Genomic DNA, 19,499 nt, shown 5'->3' with positions numbered 1-19,499 from the left:
GACAACATCCTTTCGAATACGTTCACACCCATCTTTCCCTTTTTTGGAAACTTCCGCCAGAAAAATCGTACAAACCGTGTACACACGGGAGGTTATGTGTCTATTATCTCAATCACGTTATCGGGAGAAAGGTAACCTGGCCCACACCCTATTGCGAAAGGATCACGATGGCTGCGCAACTCAACGAAACCCTCGGTACGATCGCCTCGTTCGTCTGGGGCCCATTCCTGCTCATCCCGCTGCTGCTCGGCACGGGCCTCTTCCTGACCGTCCGAATGGGTGGCATCCAGTTCCGCACGCTCGGCCGCGCGACCCGCCACGCGTTCGTCGATAAGAATGAAGAAGGCTCCGGCGACATCAGCAACTACCAGGCCTTAACGACGGCCCTCGCCGCAACAGTCGGCACCGGCAACATCGTCGGCGTAGCCACCGCGATCTCGATCGGTGGCCCGGGCTCCCTGCTCTGGATCTGGGTCACAGGCATCGTCGGCATGGCGTCGAAATACTCCGAGGCCTACCTCGGCGTCCGCTTCCGCACCACCGACGACAAAGGACGCCAACAAGGAGGACCACACGAGTACCTCCGCCGCGGAATCCCAGGCCCGCTGGGGTCCGTGCTCGCGGTCGCGTTCATGCTCTTTACTATCTTCGCGTCTTTCGGCATCGGTAACCTCACTCAAGGCAATTCCATCGCTGCAGGCATGCAGGAAGCATTCGGCATCGAACCTACTGTCTCCGGCATCCTGATCTTCATTGGCGTCGGCGCAGCCATCTTGGGTGGTATTGAAGGCATCGGCAAGATCACGGCAGCGTTCGTTCCCCTGATGATTGTTCTCTACGTCGGTGGCGGCATCGTCGCGCTCGCTTTGATGGCAGACCAGATCCCTGCAGCTATCTCTCTCATCTTCCACGACGCGTTCACCGGCTCAGCCGCGACCGGTGGCTTCGTCGGCTCCACCATCATGATGGCAATCCAGTTCGGTGTTGCCCGCGGCATCTTCTCCAACGAGTCCGGCATGGGCTCTGCAGCAATCGCCGCTGCGGCAGCGAAGACCCAGCACCCCACTCGCCAGGCACTAGTATCCATGACCCAGACGTTCATTGACACCCTGATCGTTGTTACCATCACCGGCCTTGTCATCGTGACCTCCGGGACGTGGGACATGGGACGCGACGAAGCAGCAGTCATGACCGCACGCGGCTTCTCGACGGTCCTGCCAGGCACCTGGGGCGGCGACATCGTCTCCGTTTCCCTCATCTTCTTCGCATTCTCTACGATCCTGGGCTGGTCCTACTACGGCGAACGCGCCGCAACCGCCCTCTTCGGCCAGTGGGCTTCATTGCCATACAAGATGTTCTTTACCGCCGTAGCGTTCCTCGGCGCCACCACGCACCTCGAACTCGTATGGACGTTCTCCGACCTGGCGAACGGCCTCATGGCAATCCCGAATCTCATCGGTCTACTGCTGCTTTCCGGGCTCGTCGCCCGTGAGACTCGCGAGTACCTCAAATTCGATCCGAAGCTTCGCCGTAGCCCCGATGAGGTTGCAGTATTTGTAAAGCAGCAAGGCATGAATTGGGAGTAAGCGCACTAGTAGACTTCTGGTGTGCAATTACAAAACATTGAGTCGAATGAGCCCCTCGCGGTAGGCGTCGGAGCTGGCACGGGAGCACTTACACGCTACGTGCTTACAGCGGGACTCCTTGCGGTGCTGCCTGCAGCACCGCATTACGCTTTTCTGGTCACGCTTGGCATCAACGTCTTAGGCAGCTACGCAATGGGTTACTTCCGACCAGGCCCATTACTCGGCACAGGTTTCCTCGGAGGCTTCACGACGTTCTCCGCTCTCACCGTCGCCGCAGCGCAAACGACTGCAATCACTGCGTTCATCTACGTACTCTCCAGCGTTGTTCTCTGCATCGCTGGCTGGTGGGCTGGCGACACCATGCGTGATCGCAAGGAGGCAGGTGATCGATAGTGTTTATTGACCCAATTGCTATCCCTGCAGTGATCTTTGGCGGCGCGTTAGGCGGCGCCACACGGTGGTGGATTAGTTCCGCCCTCCCCCCGCGCAAGGGCACCTTCACGGCCAACGCTGCTGCATCCATGGTCCTCGGTTTTACAGTCGCGATGGCGCCGATGTGGGCAGTGTTCATTGGAACGGGATTTGCTGGTGCGCTCTCTACATGGTCAACGCTCGCCAAAGAAGCAGGAATGCTGCTCAAAGAGCGCAGGTACGCACCATGCGCGAAGTATCTGTTGTGGACGCTCGCCGTCGGCGTTGCGTTCGCAGGGCTAGGCGCTATGCGCGGTAACGCGGCATTTTAGACGACTACCAAGCGCTGCAAATACTTTTGGTGTGTTGTCTGTGGATCAGAATTGGTAACCGGCCACACACAACCATCCCTGTTTGTTTGTTGTGTGGGGGTGCACAAAAAAGAGTGTGGTGGGTACCACCACCCCCACAACGGGAACAGTGACACCCACCACACACAGGAAAATGAAGTTATAGGCCGGCGGTAACCTACTCTCCCACACCCTCCCAGGTGCAGTACCATCAGCGCGGGCGGGCTTAGCTAACCGGGTTCGGAAAGGGACCGGGCGTTTCCCCGCCGCCATCAACCACCGACACGACCAAAATCGTGCCAACACAATACTGTTGATAACAACGACAATATTCACATATCAGCACAGGCATGTCATGCCAGACACTGCACAGTGGACGCAAACACTTAACTCTTCTTCGCGGAAGAACACTCATTAATTTGACCATAAACAACACCAACATGTGTGTGCTTTGTTTTAGTCTCGGTGTAATTAGTACCAGTCACCTTACACACCTCACAGTGCTACCAGATCCGGCCTATCAACCCCATCATCTCTAGGGAACCTCAAACGAAACCTCATCTCAAAACAGGCTTCCCGCTTAGATGCTTTCAGCGGTTATCCCTCCCGTACGTAGCCAACCAGCCCTGCTCCTGGCGGAACAACTGGCACACCAGAGGTACGTCCGTCCCGGTCCTCTCGTACTAGGGACAGCCTTCTTCAAGTTTCAACGCGCGCGGCGGATAGAGACCGAACTGTCTCACGACGTTCTGAACCCAGCTCGCGTGCCGCTTTAATGGGCGAACAGCCCAACCCTTGGGACCTACTCCAGCCCCAGGATGCGACGAGCCGACATCGAGGTGCCAAACCATCCCGTCGATATGGACTCTTGGGGAAGATCAGCCTGTTATCCCCGGGGTACCTTTTATCCGTTGAGCGACACCACATCCACAAGTAGGTGCCGGATCACTAGTCCCGACTTTCGTCCCTGCTCGACTTGTAAGTCTCACAGTCAAGCTCCCTTGTGCACTTACACTCACCACCTGATTGCCAACCAGGCTGAGGGAACCTTTGGGCGCCTCCGTTACATTTTGGGAGGCAACCGCCCCAGTTAAACTACCCACCAGGCACTGTCCCCAACCCAGATCATGGGCCAAGGTTAGACATCCACTACGGTCAGAGTGGTATTTCAACAACGACTCCACAATCACTAGCGTGACCACTTCACAGTCTCCCACCTATCCTACACAAACCGCACCGAATACCAATACCAAGCTATAGTGAAGGTCCCGGGGTCTTTTCGTCCTGCCGCGCGAAACGAGCATCTTTACTCGTACTGCAATTTCACCGGGCCTGTGGTTGAGACAGCAGGGGAGTCGTTACGCCATTCGTGCAGGTCGGAACTTACCCGACAAGGAATTTCGCTACCTTAGGATGGTTATAGTTACCACCGCCGTTTACTGGGGCTTAAATTCTCCGCTTCGGACTTACGTCCTAACAGGTCCTCTTAACCTTCCAGCACCGGGCAGGCGTCAGTCCGTATACATCAACTTAACCGTCTTCGCACGGACCTGTGTTTTTGATAAACAGTCGCTCCCCTCTATTCTCTGCGACCCCCACCAGCAACACACCGAAAAAGGCATGCAACCAGCAAGGGCCCCCCTTCTCCCGAAGTTACGGGGGCAATTTGCCGAATTCCTTAACCACAGTTCACCCGACCGCTTTAGTATTCTCTACCTGACCACCTGTGTCGGTTTCGGGTACGGGCCATACACACACATCGCTAGAGGCTTTTCTCGACAGCAAAGGATCACCACCATCACCCAACAATTGGGCTACGCATCACGCCTCACACAAAATATCGACCGCATTTCACAAGTCGACGTGCCACACGCTTACACCAAGATATCCAACACTTGGCGCGGCTACCTGACTGCGTCACCCCATCACTGAACTACCACGGATCAGGCCCCACGCATCACCAACAACCACACACCCAAAAGGATGCGCATGTTGCCAGTTCAGGGTGGTTAGTATCACCGCTTCACTCTTTGTCGCATGCATACGGGTACGGGAATATCAACCCGTTGACCATCGACTACGCCTGTCGGCCTCGCCTTAGGACCCGACTCACCCTGGGAAGACGAACTTGACCCAGGAACCCTTAGTCATCCAGCGGATACGATTCTCACGTATCTCTCGTTACTCATGCCTGCATTCTCACTCGCACACAGTCCACCACCCCTTACAGTATGGCTTCACCCCATGCACGACGCTCCCCTACCCATAGTAAAAACTATGCCGCGGCTTCGGCGGTGTACTTGAGCCCCACTACATTGTCGGCGCAGAACCACTCGACCAGTGAGCTATTACGCACTCTTTCAAGGATGGCTGCTTCTAAGCCAACCTCCTGGCTGTCTTCGCGATCCCACATCCTTTTCCACTTAGTACACCCTTAGGGGCCTTAACCGGCGATCTGGGCTGTTTCCCTCTCGACTATGAAGCTTATCCCCCACAGTCTCACTGCTATAGAACACTTAACCGGCATTCGGAGTTTGGCTGATGTTGCTAAGATGATAGTCCCGCTCAACCAACCAGTAGCTCTACCTCCGGCAAACTACTATAACGCTGCACCTAAATGCATTTCGGGGAGAACCAGCTATCACGGAGTTTGATTGGCCTTTCACCCCTACCCACAACTCATCCCCTCAGTTTTCAACCTAAGTGGGTTCGCGCCTCCACAACCTCTTACAGCTGCTTCACACTGGCCATGGGTAGATCACCCCGCTTCGGGTCCAGGACATGCCACTAAACAACACCCAATTAGGATTCGCTTTCGCTACGACTACCCCACACGGGTTAACCTCGCGACATGCCGCTGACTCGCAGGCTCATTCTTCAAAAGGCACGCCATCACACACACGCGGTGCTCTGACGGATTGTAAGCGCACGGTTTCAGGAACTCTTTCACTCCCCTCCCGGGGTACTTTTCACCATTCCCTCACGGTACTATCCACTATCGGTCACACTTAGTATTTAGGCTTACCGGGTGGTCCCGGCAGATTCACAGCAGATTCCACGAGCCCACTGCTACTCGGGCAAACAATCACCACAACACGACACGCCTTCACGTACAGGGGCTCTCACCCTCTCCGGCACACCATCCCAGGTGACTTCCGCTAACACGCCGCATCATGAGGGTACATGGCAGCATACCCACAATCATCGCCCACAACACCACACGCGCAACCCCTGCCAGGTATCACACACGCATGGTTTAGCCTCATCCACGTTCGCTCGCCACTACTAGCAGAATCACAATTGTTTTCTTCTCCTACGGGTACTGAGATGTTTCACTTCCCCGCGTAACCCCCACACAGACTATACATTCATCTGCAGGTAACACTCCATAACAAGTGCCAGGTTTCCCCATTCGGACATCCTCGGATCAACGCTTTGTTGGCAACTCCCCGAGGCATAACGCAGCCTCACACGTCCTTCATCGGCTAAGCATGCCAAGGCATCCACCGTACGCCCTTGTAACAAAACAAAAACACACAACAAACAAACAACAAACAACCACCACACACAAACAGCATGACAATCACTTGTTGTTAGGCAAACTTACAATCAAAAAATTCTTCCACAAGAATAAAGATGCTCGCGTCCACTATACAGTTCTCACACAACACACCCCACACACCAACCACCAACCAAACCAGTCAGTGATCAACACGCGGAATCATTCAAGACAACACAACTGCTGCCTCAGACACCCAACAGTGCACCAACACACAATAATTAACACTTCTTTTTGACTACAAAAACCCGGCCACACTGCAACCACAACCACAACCACCACACGAATGCATGACAGTCCGTGACTGGTGTGTCTCCACCCGGAAACAACAAATTGGCAGCCACACCCACGGTGACTCAACCAACAAAAAAGCCCACAACTGTGAGCCAACAAAATAAAACTCCTTAGAAAGGAGGTGATCCAGCCGCACCTTCCGGTACGGCTACCTTGTTACGACTTCGTCCCAATCGCCGATCCCACCTTCGACAGCTCCCATGACAGGCCACTGGCTTCGGGTGTTACCAACTTTCATGACGTGACGGGCGGTGTGTACAAGGCCCGGGAACGTATTCACCGCAGCGTTGCTGATCTGCGATTACTAGCGACTCCGACTTCATGGGGTCGAGTTGCAGACCCCAATCCGAACTAAGGCCGGCTTTGTGCGATTAGCATCCCCTCACAAGGTAGCAAACGCGCTGTACCGACCATTGTAGCATGTGTGAAGCCCTGGACATAAGGGGCATGATGATTTGACGTCATCCCCACCTTCCTCCGAGTTAACCCCGGCAGTCTCTCATGAGTCCCCACCATTACGTGCTGGCAACATAAGACAAGGGTTGCGCTCGTTGCGGGACTTAACCCAACATCTCACGACACGAGCTGACGACAACCATGCACCACCTGTATAGCGACCACAAGGGAAACCACATCTCTGCGGCGATCCGCTACATGTCAAGCCCAGGTAAGGTTCTTCGCGTTGCATCGAATTAATCCACATGCTCCGCCGCTTGTGCGGGCCCCCGTCAATTCCTTTGAGTTTTAGCCTTGCGGCCGTACTCCCCAGGCGGGGCGCTTAATGCGTTAGCTACGGCACAAATCCCGTGGAAGGGACTCACACCTAGCGCCCACCGTTTACGGCATGGACTACCAGGGTATCTAATCCTGTTCGCTACCCATGCTTTCGCTCCTCAGCGTCAGTTACTGCCCAGAGACCTGCCTTCGCCATCGGTGTTCCTCCTGATATCTGCGCATTTCACCGCTACACCAGGAATTCCAGTCTCCCCTACAGCACTCAAGTTATGCCCGTATCGCCTGCAGTCCCACAGTTAAGCTGTGGACTTACACAAACGACGCGACAAACCACCTACGAGCTCTTTACGCCCAGTAATTCCGGACAACGCTCGCACCCTACGTATTACCGCGGCTGCTGGCACGTAGTTAGCCGGTGCTTCTTCTCCAGGTACCGTCACAAAAAAGCTTCGTCCCTAGCGAAAGGAGTTTACAACCCGAAGGCCTTCATCCCCCACGCGGCGTCGCTGCATCAGGCTTGCGCCCATTGTGCAATATTCCCCACTGCTGCCTCCCGTAGGAGTCTGGGCCGTATCTCAGTCCCAATGTGGCCGTACACCCTCTCAGGCCGGCTACCCGTCGACGCCTTGGTAGGCCATTACCCCACCAACAAGCTGATAGGCCGCGAGCTCATCCCATACCGCAAAAGCTTTCCACAACAATATCCAAAAAGTTGTCCTATCCGGTATTAGACCCAGTTTCCCAAGCTTATCCCGAAGTACAGGGCAGATCACCCACGTGTTACTCACCCGTTCGCCACTCGAGTACCAGTGCAAGCACTGGCCTTTCCGTTCGACTTGCATGTGTTAAGCACGCCGCCAGCGTTCATCCTGAGCCAGGATCAAACTCTCCACAAAAACTATTTCAGAAAGAAACAAGGCCGTGAAAAGCCCAAAACCTAACCAAAAACAAACCAACCACCAACAACAACCACAACAGTCATCGCCAGTGTCTGGCAAAATCCTAAAATTACAAAAACTGTAAAGTACAAACAAAACTGGTCCCAACCCGACGGGGTAAAACAGGACCAGTCACAACCACATCAACCAATACAGTCAACGCGACCATGCATCTGCACCACACCAGTGACACTCAATCATAGGTTCAAGCATCACCGCCGGCACACACCAAAACATGGCACACAGCACGCAACCAAAAGTCAATGCAATCAAAAAAATAAAAAGTACATTGGCACACTATCGAGTTCTCAAACAACAACCGCGCACCCAACAACCAACCCCAACCAGAGCCAGCGTCAAGCAGCTGAAACAAAGTTACACACCCGTAAACACAAAGTCAAATCCAACCAAACCAGCCAGACCCGAAACCGCCCACAAGCAGCAACTTTATTCACTTTGATCATTCCCTCCAAGCGGCCAGGCCGCTCGTCGGCAACGAGGGATAACTTAACCACGAACCAACAAACAACACAAATCGCCTGGGAGGGACCGGTTTTTAAGCGTTCTAATCGTTTGCTCGTTGCACCTTCGCACCGAGTTCATTGAGCTGCTCCACAAATCGCGGGTAACCACGGTCAATGTGGTAGACATCGTGCACCGTGGTCTGCCCTTCCGCGACAAGGCCAGCGAGGACGAGTCCCGCGCCCGCACGAATGTCAGAGCTCCATACATCCGTGGAGGAGAGCGTCGAAACGCCACGAAGAGCCACATGGTGGCCATCGATGTTGGCGTCAGCGCCGAGGCGCATCATTTCGTCGACAAACCGGAAGCGCGCTTCGAAGACGTTCTCCGTAATGACTGAAACGCCGTCGGCTACCGCGGAAAGTGCAATCGCCATCGGTTGCAGGTCTGTCGGGAAGCCGGGGAACGGCAGCGTCTGGTAGTCGACGGCCTTGGGGCGTTGGTTCATGCGTACGCGGAAACCGTTGTCGTAAGTCTCCACCTGCGCGCCAGCCAGCTTGATCTTCTGCAAAGGAAGGTGCAGGTGACCTGGTGCAATGCCGGATACCGTGATATCGCCCTGAGTAATTGCAGCTGCGTAAGCCCAGGTTCCGGCAACAATCCGGTCGCCAACCACGGTGTGTTGCGTCGGCTCCAGCTTTTGGACGCCATCGATAACAATTGTCGACGTTCCCGCACCCTCGATCTTCGCCCCCATGGCCCGGAGCATGTCGCAAAGGTCGACGATCTCCGGTTCACGTGCCGCGTTGGAGAGAGTAGTACGCCCCTCAGCAAGTACTGCCGCGGTAATGATGTTCTCGGTCGCACCAACCGAGGGGAAGTCGAGTGCGATGTCCGCGCCGTGCAGCTGCTGGGCGCGGGCAACAACGGCTCCGTGCTCGATGTGTGTCGTCGCCCCGAGCTTCTCCAGGCCAGACTGGTGCATATCTAGAGGTCGGGACCCAATCGCGTCGCCACCAGGAAGGGCAACATACGCCTCGCCGCAGCGGGCGACGAGCGGGCCAAGCACCGCAACGGAGGCGCGGAATTGCCGGACGGCTTCGAAGTCGGCGTGGGGAGAAACCTCAGCAGGAGTGTGGATGGTGACCACGGTGCCGTCGATATCTACGGAGCAGCCGAGTCCGACGAGGACGTCCCGCATGAGGGGGACGTCGAGAATTTCGGGGCAGTTAAATAGCGTTGTTGTACCTTCGGCGAGCAGCGCTGCCGCCATGAGCTTCAACACGCTGTTCTTGGCGCCGTCTACCTTTACGACGCCTTCAAGCCGGGTACCGCCAGAGACTAAAAATCGTTCTTTCACGGAACCCAGCGTACCCAACAACGGTTACGGCAACGCCCCGATGCGACGAGCTGCGTTAACGGCCTCGTAGCGGGTGTGTGCCCCAAGCTTGCGCATCACGCTGCGGAGGTAGGACTTCACCGTCTCGGCACCGATCCCCATCTCGGCCGCGGCCTCAACATTGGTATGGCCGAGCGCAACACAGGAAAGAACGTCGAGTTCACGAGCGGAAAGCTTCGTCGTCTGCTTCACGCGCACCGGGGAAACCATCTGGTCACACAGCTGCTCGATTTCCTTGCGAAGATTTTCATCGCCCACACGATTTGCTAGCATGCGCAGCTTCGAGTGCGTGGAGCGAACCTGCTCCCACTCAGCACTGTTCATAACGCGACCCGTCTTCTGTCCGGCGCGCGCGCCGTCGCCCTGCCTCAGGGCGGTATTGACCGCGAGGTCCTGCTCGAGACAGCGAGCCGTCATAGCAACCTCTTCAATCACCTTGTCGCCCAAACGCACCGGCGAGTGCACACCCACGTAGAGGATGCCACGGATCTCGCGCTGGGTAATTACCGGGACTGCAACGATGGAGTGCAGGCCTTCGTCTTGAATCTGCTTGTCGTACTCGTGGGAGATGACATTCGCGCGTGTGTAGTCGGAAATACCCACCGCGCGGCGCGTAGCGACGACCCTTCCACCTACACCGGCACCTGACTCAATGACAAGCTCCTGCAGGGCTGGAGTCCGTAGTCCGATCCATTGCGTGATCTGCAAACGGTTATCCGCCAGGAGGGTGCCATACATGGCTACGGGGATACCGGTTGCGGTTTTCAGCGTGGTCAACGCTGCCCGGATGGCGTCGTCGTCTTCCTTAAGGCACTGTGCGTCGGTCAATGATCTCTCGCTTTCCACCCGTTCGAGTGTCCCCTGTTTAGGGACACTGCTTGTCGAACTTGACTCAAAGCCCTTTCATCATAACGCGTTTTCGGGGGTAGCCAAACTTTGCACTTGCCACACATTCACAGAAACACAACCCCGGAAGTAGGTGAACAAATCGGTCTATTTGACAAAGACTAGCTGGTTCATGTCGCGAGTGTATAATCGCGCAACAAGAACGCAACGTAAGCGAAACATACAGGTAAAGGAGTTATTTTCATGGCAAAGATCGCAAAGTCAGTATTGGACCTCATCGGCAATACGCCGCTCGTAGAGCTCAACGGCATCACTGACGGGCTCAAGGCACGCGTCCTAGCAAAACTTGAGTTTTACAACCCGGCAAATTCCGTCAAGGACCGTATTGGTGACGCTATCGTCCGCGCGGCGGAAGCCTCCGGCGAACTGAAGCCAGGCGGCACCATCGTGGAAGCGACATCGGGCAACACCGGCATCGCACTCGCGCTCACCGGCGCTGCGAAGGGCTACAAAGTCATCCTGACCATGCCGGAGACAATGTCGCAGGAGCGTCGCGTGGTCCTTCGCGCGTACGGGGCAGAGATCGTATTGACGCCAGGCGCGGCAGGCATGAAGGGGGCCGTCGATAAGGCGAACGAGATCGTCGAGACGACGGAAAACACAATCCTGGCCAGCCAGTTCGAAAATGAAGCCAACCCGCAGGTCCACTACGAGACCACCGGCCCCGAGATTTGGAACGACACTGATGGGGAGGTCGACATTGTGGTTGCCGGTGTCGGCACAGGTGGCACGATCTCTGGCTCCGCGAAGTACCTCAAAGAGCAGAAGGAATCCGTCAAGGCCGTCGCAGTCGAGCCAGCTGCTTCCCCACTGCTGTCCACCGGCGAGGCAGGCCCGCACAAGATTCAGGGCCTCGGTGCGAACTTCATCCCTGGCACGTTCGACCGCAACGTCATCGACGAGATTATTACAGTCTCAAACGAAGACGCCGTCGCCACCTCACGCGAACTTGCGCTGAAGGACGGTGTCCTCGGCGGCATCTCGGCGGGCGCAAACCTCAAGGCGGCGCTCGAACTCGCCGCCCGCGACGAGAACGAAGGCAAAACGATCGTCGTGATCATTCCGGACTTCGGCGAGCGCTACGTCTCCACCGTGCTCTACGAAGACATTCGCGACTAGGCCGACCCAGCACGACGTCACCCACACGGATGGTCATTGATAGGATCGCCACATGATCAAAACGGCCATCCGCGTGATTCACATGATCCGCGAGGACCTCGCCAACGCGAGGGACCACGACCCGGCGGCGCGAGGCGACCTCGAGAACGCCATCGTCTACTCCGGACTCCACGCAATTTGGACGCACCGAGTGTGCCACTGGATGTGGAAGCGCAACCTCAAGGGGCCAGCGCGCGTGCTCGCCCAGGCCAACCGGTTCTTCACCGGTATTGAGATTCACCCCGGCGCCACCATCGGCCGACGCTTCTTCATCGACCACGGCATGGGCATCGTCATCGGTGAGACCACCGAAATCGGCGACGGCGTCATGCTCTACCACGGCGTAACGCTCGGCGGGCAGGTGCTCACACAGACGAAGCGCCACCCCACCATCGGCAACAACGTCACCATCGGTGCCGGGGCGAAGGTCCTCGGCCCCATCACAATCGGAGACAACACAGCGGTTGGGGCGAATGCCGTCGTCACAAAGTCCATTCCAGCGAACTCTATCGCCGTCGGCATTCCTGCCAAGGTCAGGGAGCGCCAAGAGTGCGAAACAAAGCACCTCGTCGACCCCGACAAGTACTTCGACCCGGGCAGCTACGTCATCTAATCCGCGCTACTTGACGAGGTCCGCGTACTCCGGGTTCTGCGCAATGTAGCGCGCCACAGCGGGGCACGTCGGAATAACGTTGAGCCCCTCGGAGCGGGCGTCGTCAAGCGCGAACTGCATCAGCGGCTTCGAGAGGCCCTGGCCTCGGAACTTCGGGTCCACCACCGTATGTGGCAGCTCCCGCGCACCGTCGACGTCAGCGTACGTGGCAAACCCGGCCAATTGCCCGTCGACAAATATCTCGTAGCGGGACTCCTGGTCATTCCTCTTCAGCTCGGGCTGTACTGCGTCGTGCTGCGACAAATCAACGCTCCAATCCTCGGGGACAGAAACACAAAACCCCTCCACCGCAGTGAAGGGGTTGGAGTGTGGCCAGAGCCAGGATCGAACTGGCGACCCCACACTTTTCAGGCGTGTGCTCTACCGACTGAGCTATCTGGCCAGAACAACACAAGTGCTGTTCGCGACCCTGACGGGACTTGAACCCGCGACCTCCGCCGTGACAGGGCGGCGCGCTAACCAACTGCGCCACAGGGCCTTATTCAGTTTCGTACTCACGGCCGCTACACGGTCGCTTGCACGAGTTGATACTTTACACAGAGCTCTCGAACACAAGCAAATCGCCAGCACAAACCATATTTTTCGACGCCACTTCACCTCTTCATGTAGGCAGGTTGGACAAAATAAAAAGAGCCGGAACGTTTCCGTTCCGACTCTTCAAACATGGCGACCCTGACGGGACTTGAACCCGCGACCTCCGCCGTGACAGGGCGGCGCGCTAACCAACTGCGCCACAGGGCCATATGTTTTTGTGTTTCAACCTTGCGGCTGAAGTACCCCCAACGGGATTCGAACCCGTGTTGCCGCCGTGAAAGGGCGGAGTCCTAGGCCTCTAGACGATGGGGGCCCGCTGCGTTAACAGCTCGACCATCATAAGCCGATGCAGAATAACATCACAAATCACCAGTACATAGCAAGTTTTCAAGGGTGATTCGTTAGCCAAAATTTGCAAAGTGTAGTAACAGGATTGTAGTAATCCTCGAAACGGGAGTGCGCGGACAAGAGTTACTACAATCCTGTTACTACACTTTGAGCTTCGCGCCGACTCAAGCCACTCTACACCCAACAAAAAGCGCCACCGACCGAAGTCGTGTGGCGCTGAATGTGGGCCCTGCGGGGATCGAACCCGCGACCTGCGGATTAAAAGTCCGTAGCTCTACCAACTGAGCTAAAGGCCCGTGCGCAACAACTTAGCACAACTCAAGGGTGGGCCGAAATCGTAAACCCACCCCGAAATGACCCTTCAGGACGCTACCCCCATATATGGTCATACTCCCTGGAAGTTAGGGGTTTTCGGCGCCTGCTACGGTAAATATATGACCATAACCTTTATTGGTTGTTTACGTTGAAGGAGTCACAATGCCGCTAGATTTAGTCGATCTGTCAAGGTGGCAGTTCGGCATTACGACGGTCTATCACTACCTTTTCGTCCCACTGACCATGGGACTCGCGCCGATGGTTGCGATCATGCAAAGCATCTGGCACAAGACCGGCGACGAGCGCTGGTACCGCGCGACCCGTTTCTTCGGAAACATCTTCCTCATTAACTTCGCAATGGGCGTTGTCACCGGCATCGTCCAGGAGTTCCAGTTCGGCTTGAACTGGTCTGAATACTCCTCGTTCGTGGGAGACGTGTTTGGTGCACCGCTCGCCTTCGAGGGCCTGACGGCATTCTTCTTTGAATCCGTCTTCCTCGGCGTCTGGATTTTCGGTTGGGGCAGGTTGCCGAAGTGGGCACACCTTGCGTCAATCTGGATTGTTTCGATCGCCGTGAACATCTCGGCGTTCTGGATTATTACCGCAAACTCGTTCATGCAGCACCCGGTGGGCGCTGTGTTCAACCCGGAAACGAACCGCGCTGAGCTGGTTTCCTTCAAGGCGTTGCTGACGAACCCGACGGTGCTGTGGGCATTCCCGCACGCGGTGTTCGGCGCTTGGATGCTCGCGGGCACCTTGGTGTGCGGCGTCGCTGGCTGGTGGATGATCCGCGAGGCCCGCAAGGGCGATCCGGATGGGGATGCCGCGACGGTGTGGCGTTCCTGCACCCGCTTCGGTGCGTGGGTCATCCTCGCTGCGACGGTGCTCATCACGCTGACTGGTGACGAGCTGGCCAAGCTGATGTTTACGCAGCAACCGATGAAGATGGCGTCGGCAGAGGCACTGTGCCACACTGAGCTGGATCCGCACTTCTCGGTGCTTTCTATCTCGACGTACAACGACTGCGAGTCCGCAACCCAGCTGATCGGCCTGCCATTTGTGCTTCCGTTCCTGGCACAGGGCAAGCTTTCTGGCGTTGAGCTGCAGGGCGTGCTGGATCTGCAGCAGTACTACGAGTCGCTGTACGGCCCGGGCAACTACACCCCGAACCTGTTCGTGACGTACTGGTCCTTCCGCATGATGATCTTCTTCATCGTCGTTTCCGTCGTGATGGCGCTGGTAGGCCTGTGGGTGACCCGCGGCAAGCGCGTGCCTACTGCGAAGTGGCTGGGCACCTTGTGCCTGGTGGCGCTGCCGGCTCCATGGCTGTCGAACATTTCGGGCTGGATCTTCACCGAGATGGGCCGCCAGCCGTGGATCGTCCACCCGAACCCGGCGTTCCAGGGTGGGGATCACCCAGGGATGGAGCAGAACATTCACATGCTGCTGGACTTCGGTGTTTCTGACCACCAGCCGTGGCAGGTGCTGCTCTCTATGGTGCTGTTCACGGTGCTCTACGGCATCGGTGCGGTGCTGTGGGTGTGGCTCATTCAGCGTCAGGTCCGTAAGGGCATGGACCAGCCTGGACTGCACGAGGGCGACTCCAAGCGCTTGAAGGATGTGCTCTATGGCCCGAACGCCGAGACCGAGTTGGAGCCGTTGAGCTTCAAGTCTTCGCAGGAGTCCGGCGCAACCACAACCACTGCGGACAACAAGGAGCTATAAATCATGGACTTGCAAGTGCTTTGGTTTGTGATCATCGGAGTGTTCTTCACCGGCTACTTCGTGTTGGAGGGCTTTGACTTCGGTGTTGGCATGTTGTTGCCGTTCATGAAGGGCGATGAGATCGAGAACGACCGTCGTCGCACGGCTGCGATCAGGACAATCGGCCCGATCTGGGACGGTAACGAGGTGTGGCTCATTACGGGCGGCGCGGCGATTTTCGCGGCGTTCCCTGAGTGGTACGCCACGCTGTTCTCCGGCTTTTACCTGCCGCTGGTGCTCATCCTTATGGGCCTGATTGTCCGCGGCGTGAGCTTGGAGTGGAGAGTCAAGGTGGACACGCTGAAGTGGCGCAGGCTTTGCGACGCCGGCACGGCGTTTGGCTCCTACCTGCCTACGCTGCTGTGGGGCGTTGGCTTCACGAACATCGTGATGGGCGTTCCGCTCAACGAGCAGGGCCGTCTGGACTCCTTCTACGACGGCTTCCTTGGCCTGCTCAACCCGCTCGGCCTGCTGGGCGGCGTGGCGTTCGTACTGCTGTTCATGCTGCACGGTGCGACGTTCCTTGGGTTTAAGTCCCACGATCCGCTGCGTGCTGAGATGCACGCGTTTGCAAAGAAGTTCATCGCTGGCCCGGCGATTGTGGTTGGCGCAGCGTACCTGCTGTGGATCCAGCTCACGCTGGGCGCTGGCTGGACCTGGATCCCGCTGGCACTCGCGGCGGTCGGCCTGATCGTTTCGGTGGTTGGCATCGCTGGCAACCGTGATGGATTGGCGTTCTGGATGACGGCGTTTGCCATTATCTGCTGCGCGATTGTCCTGTTCGGCTCGCTGTTCCCGGACGTGATGCCGTCGACAAGCGATCTGTTCGCTGGTTGGGATATCCGCAACGCGTCCTCTTCGCCGTACACCTTGAAGGTGATGACGTGGGCGGCTGTGTGCCTCACCCCGATCGTCCTGGCGGGTCAGATTTGGACCTACTGGGCGTTCCGGAAGAGGGTGTCGGTCTAGGCTATGGCCTCGCCGATTGACCCCCGGCTACTTCGCCTCGTTCCGCCCGTGCGCCAACTCATTGTGCGCACGGGCGTTGCGCAAGCTGCAGACACGTTACTGCTGGTGGCCCGGGGTATTTTGATTGGGATTGTCGCAGCGTCAGCGGTGACGGAGCGCGCGGTTCCGCGTGCCTCGTTGCTGTTGGCGCTTGCTGGCGTTGTTGTGGCCCACGGCGTGTTGTCGTGGGTAGCGCAGCGCTGGTCCGCCGATGCGGTCGGCGGCGTTGTAGAGGACTTGCGGACGAAGGCGCTGCGGGCGTTGGCGAAGCAGGACCCGCGCGCGGTGGAGCAGGATTCGGCGACGTGGCGCCATGTGCTCACGCGCGGCATTACGGACTTCCGCCCGTATCTCACGGAGTTCCTCCCTGCCCTCTTTTCGACGGCCATCGGCACCCCAATCGTGGTGGCCGTCATCTTCTACTTCGACTGGATCTCTGGCGTGTTTTGCCTGATTACGCTGCCGTTGATTCCGATGTTTATGGTGCTGATCGGCAAGTTGACGGCGGATCACACCAAACGCCGACTCGAGGTCACAGCTGGGCTGGGTGCTCAACTGTCGGACCTGTTGGCAGGTGCTCCGACACTGCGCGCTCTGCACGCCACGAAGCGGCCGGCGCAGCAGATTCGCCAAACGGGCCAAAAACACGCGGACTCCACGATGGGAGTGCTACGACTGGCATTCCTGTCCTCGTTCGCATTGGAGTTCATCGCGACGCTGTCGGTGGCGTTGGTCGCGGTGAGCATCGGCCTGCGGCTGGTGACCGGTTCGATCACGCTGCTGGCCGGGCTGACGGTGCTCATCATCGTCCCGGAGGTTTTCGCACCGATCCGTAGGGTCGGCGCAAGCTACCACGCCGCAGCCGACGGCCTGAGCGCTGCCGAGCGCGTCCTCGAGCTTCTCGACGCCCCCTCCGCCACCACCGGCTCCTACATCGCCGAGGAACCCGGTGTGCAGGTACGCAACCTGAGCGTGCGTGGGCGCGACGGCGTACGCCCGGACGGTCTGACGTTTGATGCACCGCGCGGACAGGTCACGGTGCTGACCGGCGCGAATGGTTCTGGTAAGTCAACCACGCTGTTGGCGGTGCTGGGCCAGTTGCCGGATGCAATGGTTGGGGGCGAAGTGGGCGTCGAGAAGAAGGTGGCGTATCTGCCTGCGACCCCGGCGATGGAGCCTGGGACCGTGGGCTCGAACGTGGCCCTGTTCGGCGCGCGCGGGGATGTCGGCCTGGTGGGCGTGTCTGAGGCGCACGCTGTCGGGCCATATGGGGACGGCATTTCCGCAGGCCAGCGGCAGCGCGTCGGCATTGCGCGCACGTTCGCCGCGGATGCGGACGTGTTCGTGTTGGACGAGCCGACCGCGCACCTCTCCCCCGAATTGGTCGACGAAGTGATACGAAGGATGCGCGGGCTGGCGCAGCGGGGCGCTGCGGTGCTGGTTGCATCCCATGACCAGCGGGTACTCGACGCCGCAGACCAGGTGGTGCAGGTATGAGTGACTTGAAGTTTTTGCTGCGCATCGCACAGGTGCGTCCCCGCGACCTGATCAGCCCAATCATCGCCGGGGCGATTACGCTGCTGGCGGCGCTGAGCCTGACGGTACTGTCCGGCTGGCTGATTACGCGCGCGTGGGAGATGCCGCCGGTGTTGGACCTCTCGGTGGCGGTGACGGCTGTGCGCGCGTTGGGTATTTCGCGAGCGGTGTTCCGCTACCTTGACCGGTTGGTGGCGCACAAGCTGGGCCTGCGCGCGCTGACGACGCTGCGCGCAACCATGTACGACGCCCAGGTGGCCGCAGGTCGTGTGGGCCGCGGTGAGGGTCAGGCGCTGCTGGTAGCGGATACGGAGCGAGTGACGGATTACATCGTGCGCACGCTCGTCCCGCGTGGCGTCGCCGTGGTGCTCACGGTGGTAGCCATCGTGGGCGCGGCGCTGCTGCACCCACTGGCGGCGGTGATCATGGCGGGTGGGTTCGCGCTCACGGGCCTGCTCATCCCGTACTTAGCGACGCGCGCTTCGCGCAATACCTTCCTGGTCGAGGCAGAAAACGCTTTCACGCTGCAGCTCGACTCGGTGCTGCACGACAGGGTGGAGTACGCCGTCGCGGGCAAGGGCGACGCGCTGATCGAGCAGGCCGCGCAGGCCTCGGCGGATGCGAGCAAGGCGTGGGCACAGTCCACGCGCCCGGAGGCCACCGCGTCTGCGATCCAGGCGTGGGCCACGGGCATCTGTGCGCTGCTGATTACGTGGTTGGCCGTCGAGACGTATACGGGCAACCCGGTGTGGCTGGGCATGCTGGTAATGCTGCCGCTGGCGGCCTTTGAGGCGCACGGCCCGCTCGCGGGGGCTGCGGTGCACGCGGACCAGGCGAAGCGCAGTGCCCACCACCTGCGCGAGGTCGCGGACCGCGCCGAAGAGACAACGAAGCTCAGCGGCGGCCCCCTCCCCCACCCGGAGACCGGCGTGGCCGTGCGGGCGGAGGCGCTGCGCACCGTCTACGGCGACCAAGCATGGGACTTCGAGCTTGCCCCCGGCCAGCGGATGCTGGTGCGCGGGCCTTCCGGCTGTGGCAAGACCACGATGCTGGAAACGCTCGCTGGGCTGCTGCCCGTCGCCGGCGGGACGGCGGCCATCGCGGAGGGTGCGCGCCTGTTCGCGGAGGACGCATGGGTGTTCGCCACGACGGTGCGGGAGAACCTGCTGGTTGCCAACGGCGACGCCAGCGATGCCCGCATGGCCGAAGCGCTGGAGGCGACCGGCTTCGAGTTCGACCTGGATTTCATGCTGGCTAACGGCGCAGACTCGCTGTCCTCCGGGCAGCGCCGCCGACTGCTGCTGGCCCGCGCGCTGGTCAGCGACGCCCCGATCCTGCTGCTGGACGAGCCAACCGAGCACCTCTCCATCGACGCCGCGGAGCACCTCCTCGACGTCCTGTTGCACGAACCGCTACCCGGCGCGCTGCCACAGCGCACGGTGATTGCGGTCGTACACGTCGACGGGCCCGTCGGCATCGAGGTTGCTGCCTCGCCGACGGGCCCGGATGTGGTGTCGTAGCTG

At 58.6% G+C, this 19,499-nt stretch carries 12 protein-coding genes, 5 tRNA genes and 3 rRNA genes; 9 read left to right on the top strand and 11 right to left on the bottom strand.

Annotated elements, in window-relative coordinates; genetic code table 11:
* Positions 1-167: 167 nt before the first annotated feature.
* The 3 genes from BJP05_RS02095 to BJP05_RS02085 are packed head-to-tail and all read left to right on the top strand — an operon-like array spanning position 168 to position 2,329.
* Positions 168-1,586 carry a sodium:alanine symporter family protein gene (locus BJP05_RS02095; RefSeq protein WP_070361963.1) on the top strand — a complete coding sequence of 473 codons (1,419 nt, stop codon included), beginning with the start codon at positions 168-170 and terminating at the stop codon, positions 1,584-1,586.
* Between the two features lie 21 nt (positions 1,587-1,607).
* Positions 1,608-1,979 carry a CrcB family protein gene (locus BJP05_RS02090; protein WP_240492789.1) on the top strand — a complete coding sequence of 124 codons (372 nt, stop codon included), beginning with the start codon at positions 1,608-1,610 and terminating at the stop codon, positions 1,977-1,979.
* Positions 1,979-2,329 carry a CrcB family protein gene (locus BJP05_RS02085; protein ID WP_168156163.1) on the top strand — a complete coding sequence of 117 codons (351 nt, stop codon included), beginning with the start codon at positions 1,979-1,981 and terminating at the stop codon, positions 2,327-2,329. The genes BJP05_RS02090 and BJP05_RS02085 overlap by 1 nt, the downstream gene beginning before the upstream one ends.
* A 183-nt stretch (positions 2,330-2,512) precedes the next feature.
* Here the strand turns inward: BJP05_RS02085 and rrf are convergent.
* From rrf to ramA, 5 genes are all read right to left on the bottom strand, one after another.
* Positions 2,513-2,631, bottom strand: a 5S ribosomal RNA gene (gene rrf / locus BJP05_RS02080).
* A gap of 165 nt (positions 2,632-2,796) precedes the next feature.
* Positions 2,797-5,877 (bottom strand): 23S ribosomal RNA (locus BJP05_RS02075).
* Positions 5,878-6,314: 437 nt separating this feature from the next.
* Positions 6,315-7,831: ribosomal RNA gene (locus BJP05_RS02070) — 16S ribosomal RNA — on the bottom strand.
* Together the 16S, 23S and 5S rRNA genes form the textbook arrangement of a ribosomal RNA operon.
* 607 nt (positions 7,832-8,438) lie before the next feature.
* Complete coding sequence (murA, locus tag BJP05_RS02065) at positions 8,439-9,695, bottom strand: UDP-N-acetylglucosamine 1-carboxyvinyltransferase (RefSeq protein WP_070361962.1); 1,257 nt, start codon at positions 9,693-9,695, stop codon at positions 8,439-8,441.
* A 24-nt stretch (positions 9,696-9,719) separates the two neighbouring features.
* A complete protein-coding gene (ramA, locus tag BJP05_RS02060) occupies positions 9,720-10,580 on the bottom strand; it encodes an acetate metabolism transcriptional regulator RamA (RefSeq protein WP_240492788.1) in 861 nt (286 codons plus the stop codon).
* A gap of 243 nt (positions 10,581-10,823) precedes the next feature.
* Here ramA and cysK point away from each other — a divergent pair, with 243 nt between their 5' ends.
* Together cysK and epsC are read left to right on the top strand one after the other, a co-directional pair.
* On the top strand, positions 10,824-11,759 hold the full coding sequence (cysK, locus tag BJP05_RS02055) for a cysteine synthase A (RefSeq protein WP_070361960.1): 936 nt from the start codon (positions 10,824-10,826) through the stop codon (positions 11,757-11,759).
* A 52-nt stretch (positions 11,760-11,811) separates the two neighbouring features.
* Positions 11,812-12,411, top strand: coding sequence for a serine O-acetyltransferase EpsC (gene epsC, locus BJP05_RS02050; RefSeq protein WP_070361959.1), 600 nt, complete (start codon positions 11,812-11,814; stop codon positions 12,409-12,411).
* A 6-nt stretch (positions 12,412-12,417) separates the two neighbouring features.
* Here the strand turns inward: epsC and BJP05_RS02045 are convergent, their stop codons facing one another.
* From BJP05_RS02045 to BJP05_RS02020, 6 genes are all read right to left on the bottom strand, one after another.
* Positions 12,418-12,714 (bottom strand): GNAT family N-acetyltransferase, encoded by a 297-nt coding sequence (locus BJP05_RS02045; protein ID WP_070361958.1) that lies wholly within the window; start codon positions 12,712-12,714, stop codon positions 12,418-12,420.
* 66 nt (positions 12,715-12,780) lie between these two features.
* Positions 12,781-12,853: transfer RNA gene (locus BJP05_RS02040), tRNA-Phe, on the bottom strand.
* Between the two features lie 22 nt (positions 12,854-12,875).
* Positions 12,876-12,949 (bottom strand) — tRNA-Asp (locus BJP05_RS02035).
* 186 nt (positions 12,950-13,135) lie between these two features.
* Positions 13,136-13,212 (bottom strand) — tRNA-Asp (locus tag BJP05_RS02030).
* A 33-nt stretch (positions 13,213-13,245) separates the two neighbouring features.
* Positions 13,246-13,318 (bottom strand) — tRNA-Glu (locus BJP05_RS02025).
* 258 nt (positions 13,319-13,576) lie between these two features.
* Positions 13,577-13,649: transfer RNA gene (locus tag BJP05_RS02020), tRNA-Lys, on the bottom strand.
* A 181-nt stretch (positions 13,650-13,830) separates the two neighbouring features.
* Here BJP05_RS02020 and BJP05_RS02015 point away from each other — a divergent pair.
* Genes BJP05_RS02015 through cydC form a run of 4 tightly spaced genes read left to right on the top strand, consistent with a single transcriptional unit; the run spans position 13,831 to position 19,496 of the window.
* The gene (locus BJP05_RS02015) at positions 13,831-15,393 is read left to right on the top strand and encodes a cytochrome ubiquinol oxidase subunit I (protein ID WP_070361957.1); all 1,563 of its coding nucleotides are present in this window, start codon (positions 13,831-13,833) and stop codon (positions 15,391-15,393) included.
* Between the two features lie 3 nt (positions 15,394-15,396).
* Positions 15,397-16,401, top strand: a complete 1,005-nt coding sequence (gene cydB, locus BJP05_RS02010) for a cytochrome d ubiquinol oxidase subunit II (RefSeq protein WP_070361956.1) — start codon at positions 15,397-15,399, stop codon at positions 16,399-16,401.
* A gap of 3 nt (positions 16,402-16,404) precedes the next feature.
* On the top strand, positions 16,405-17,937 hold the full coding sequence (locus BJP05_RS02005) for an ABC transporter ATP-binding protein/permease (RefSeq protein WP_070361955.1): 1,533 nt from the start codon (positions 16,405-16,407) through the stop codon (positions 17,935-17,937).
* The gene (gene cydC / locus BJP05_RS02000; RefSeq protein ID WP_070361954.1) at positions 17,934-19,496 is read left to right on the top strand and encodes a thiol reductant ABC exporter subunit CydC; all 1,563 of its coding nucleotides are present in this window, start codon (positions 17,934-17,936) and stop codon (positions 19,494-19,496) included. The genes BJP05_RS02005 and cydC overlap by 4 nt, the downstream gene beginning before the upstream one ends.
* Positions 19,497-19,499 lie beyond the last annotated feature (3 nt).

It is taken from the genome of Corynebacterium sp. NML98-0116, from assembly GCF_001767255.1.
Taxonomy (GTDB): domain Bacteria; phylum Actinomycetota; class Actinomycetes; order Mycobacteriales; family Mycobacteriaceae; genus Corynebacterium; species Corynebacterium pseudogenitalium.
This window is presented reverse-complemented; position numbering and strand designations above follow the sequence as displayed.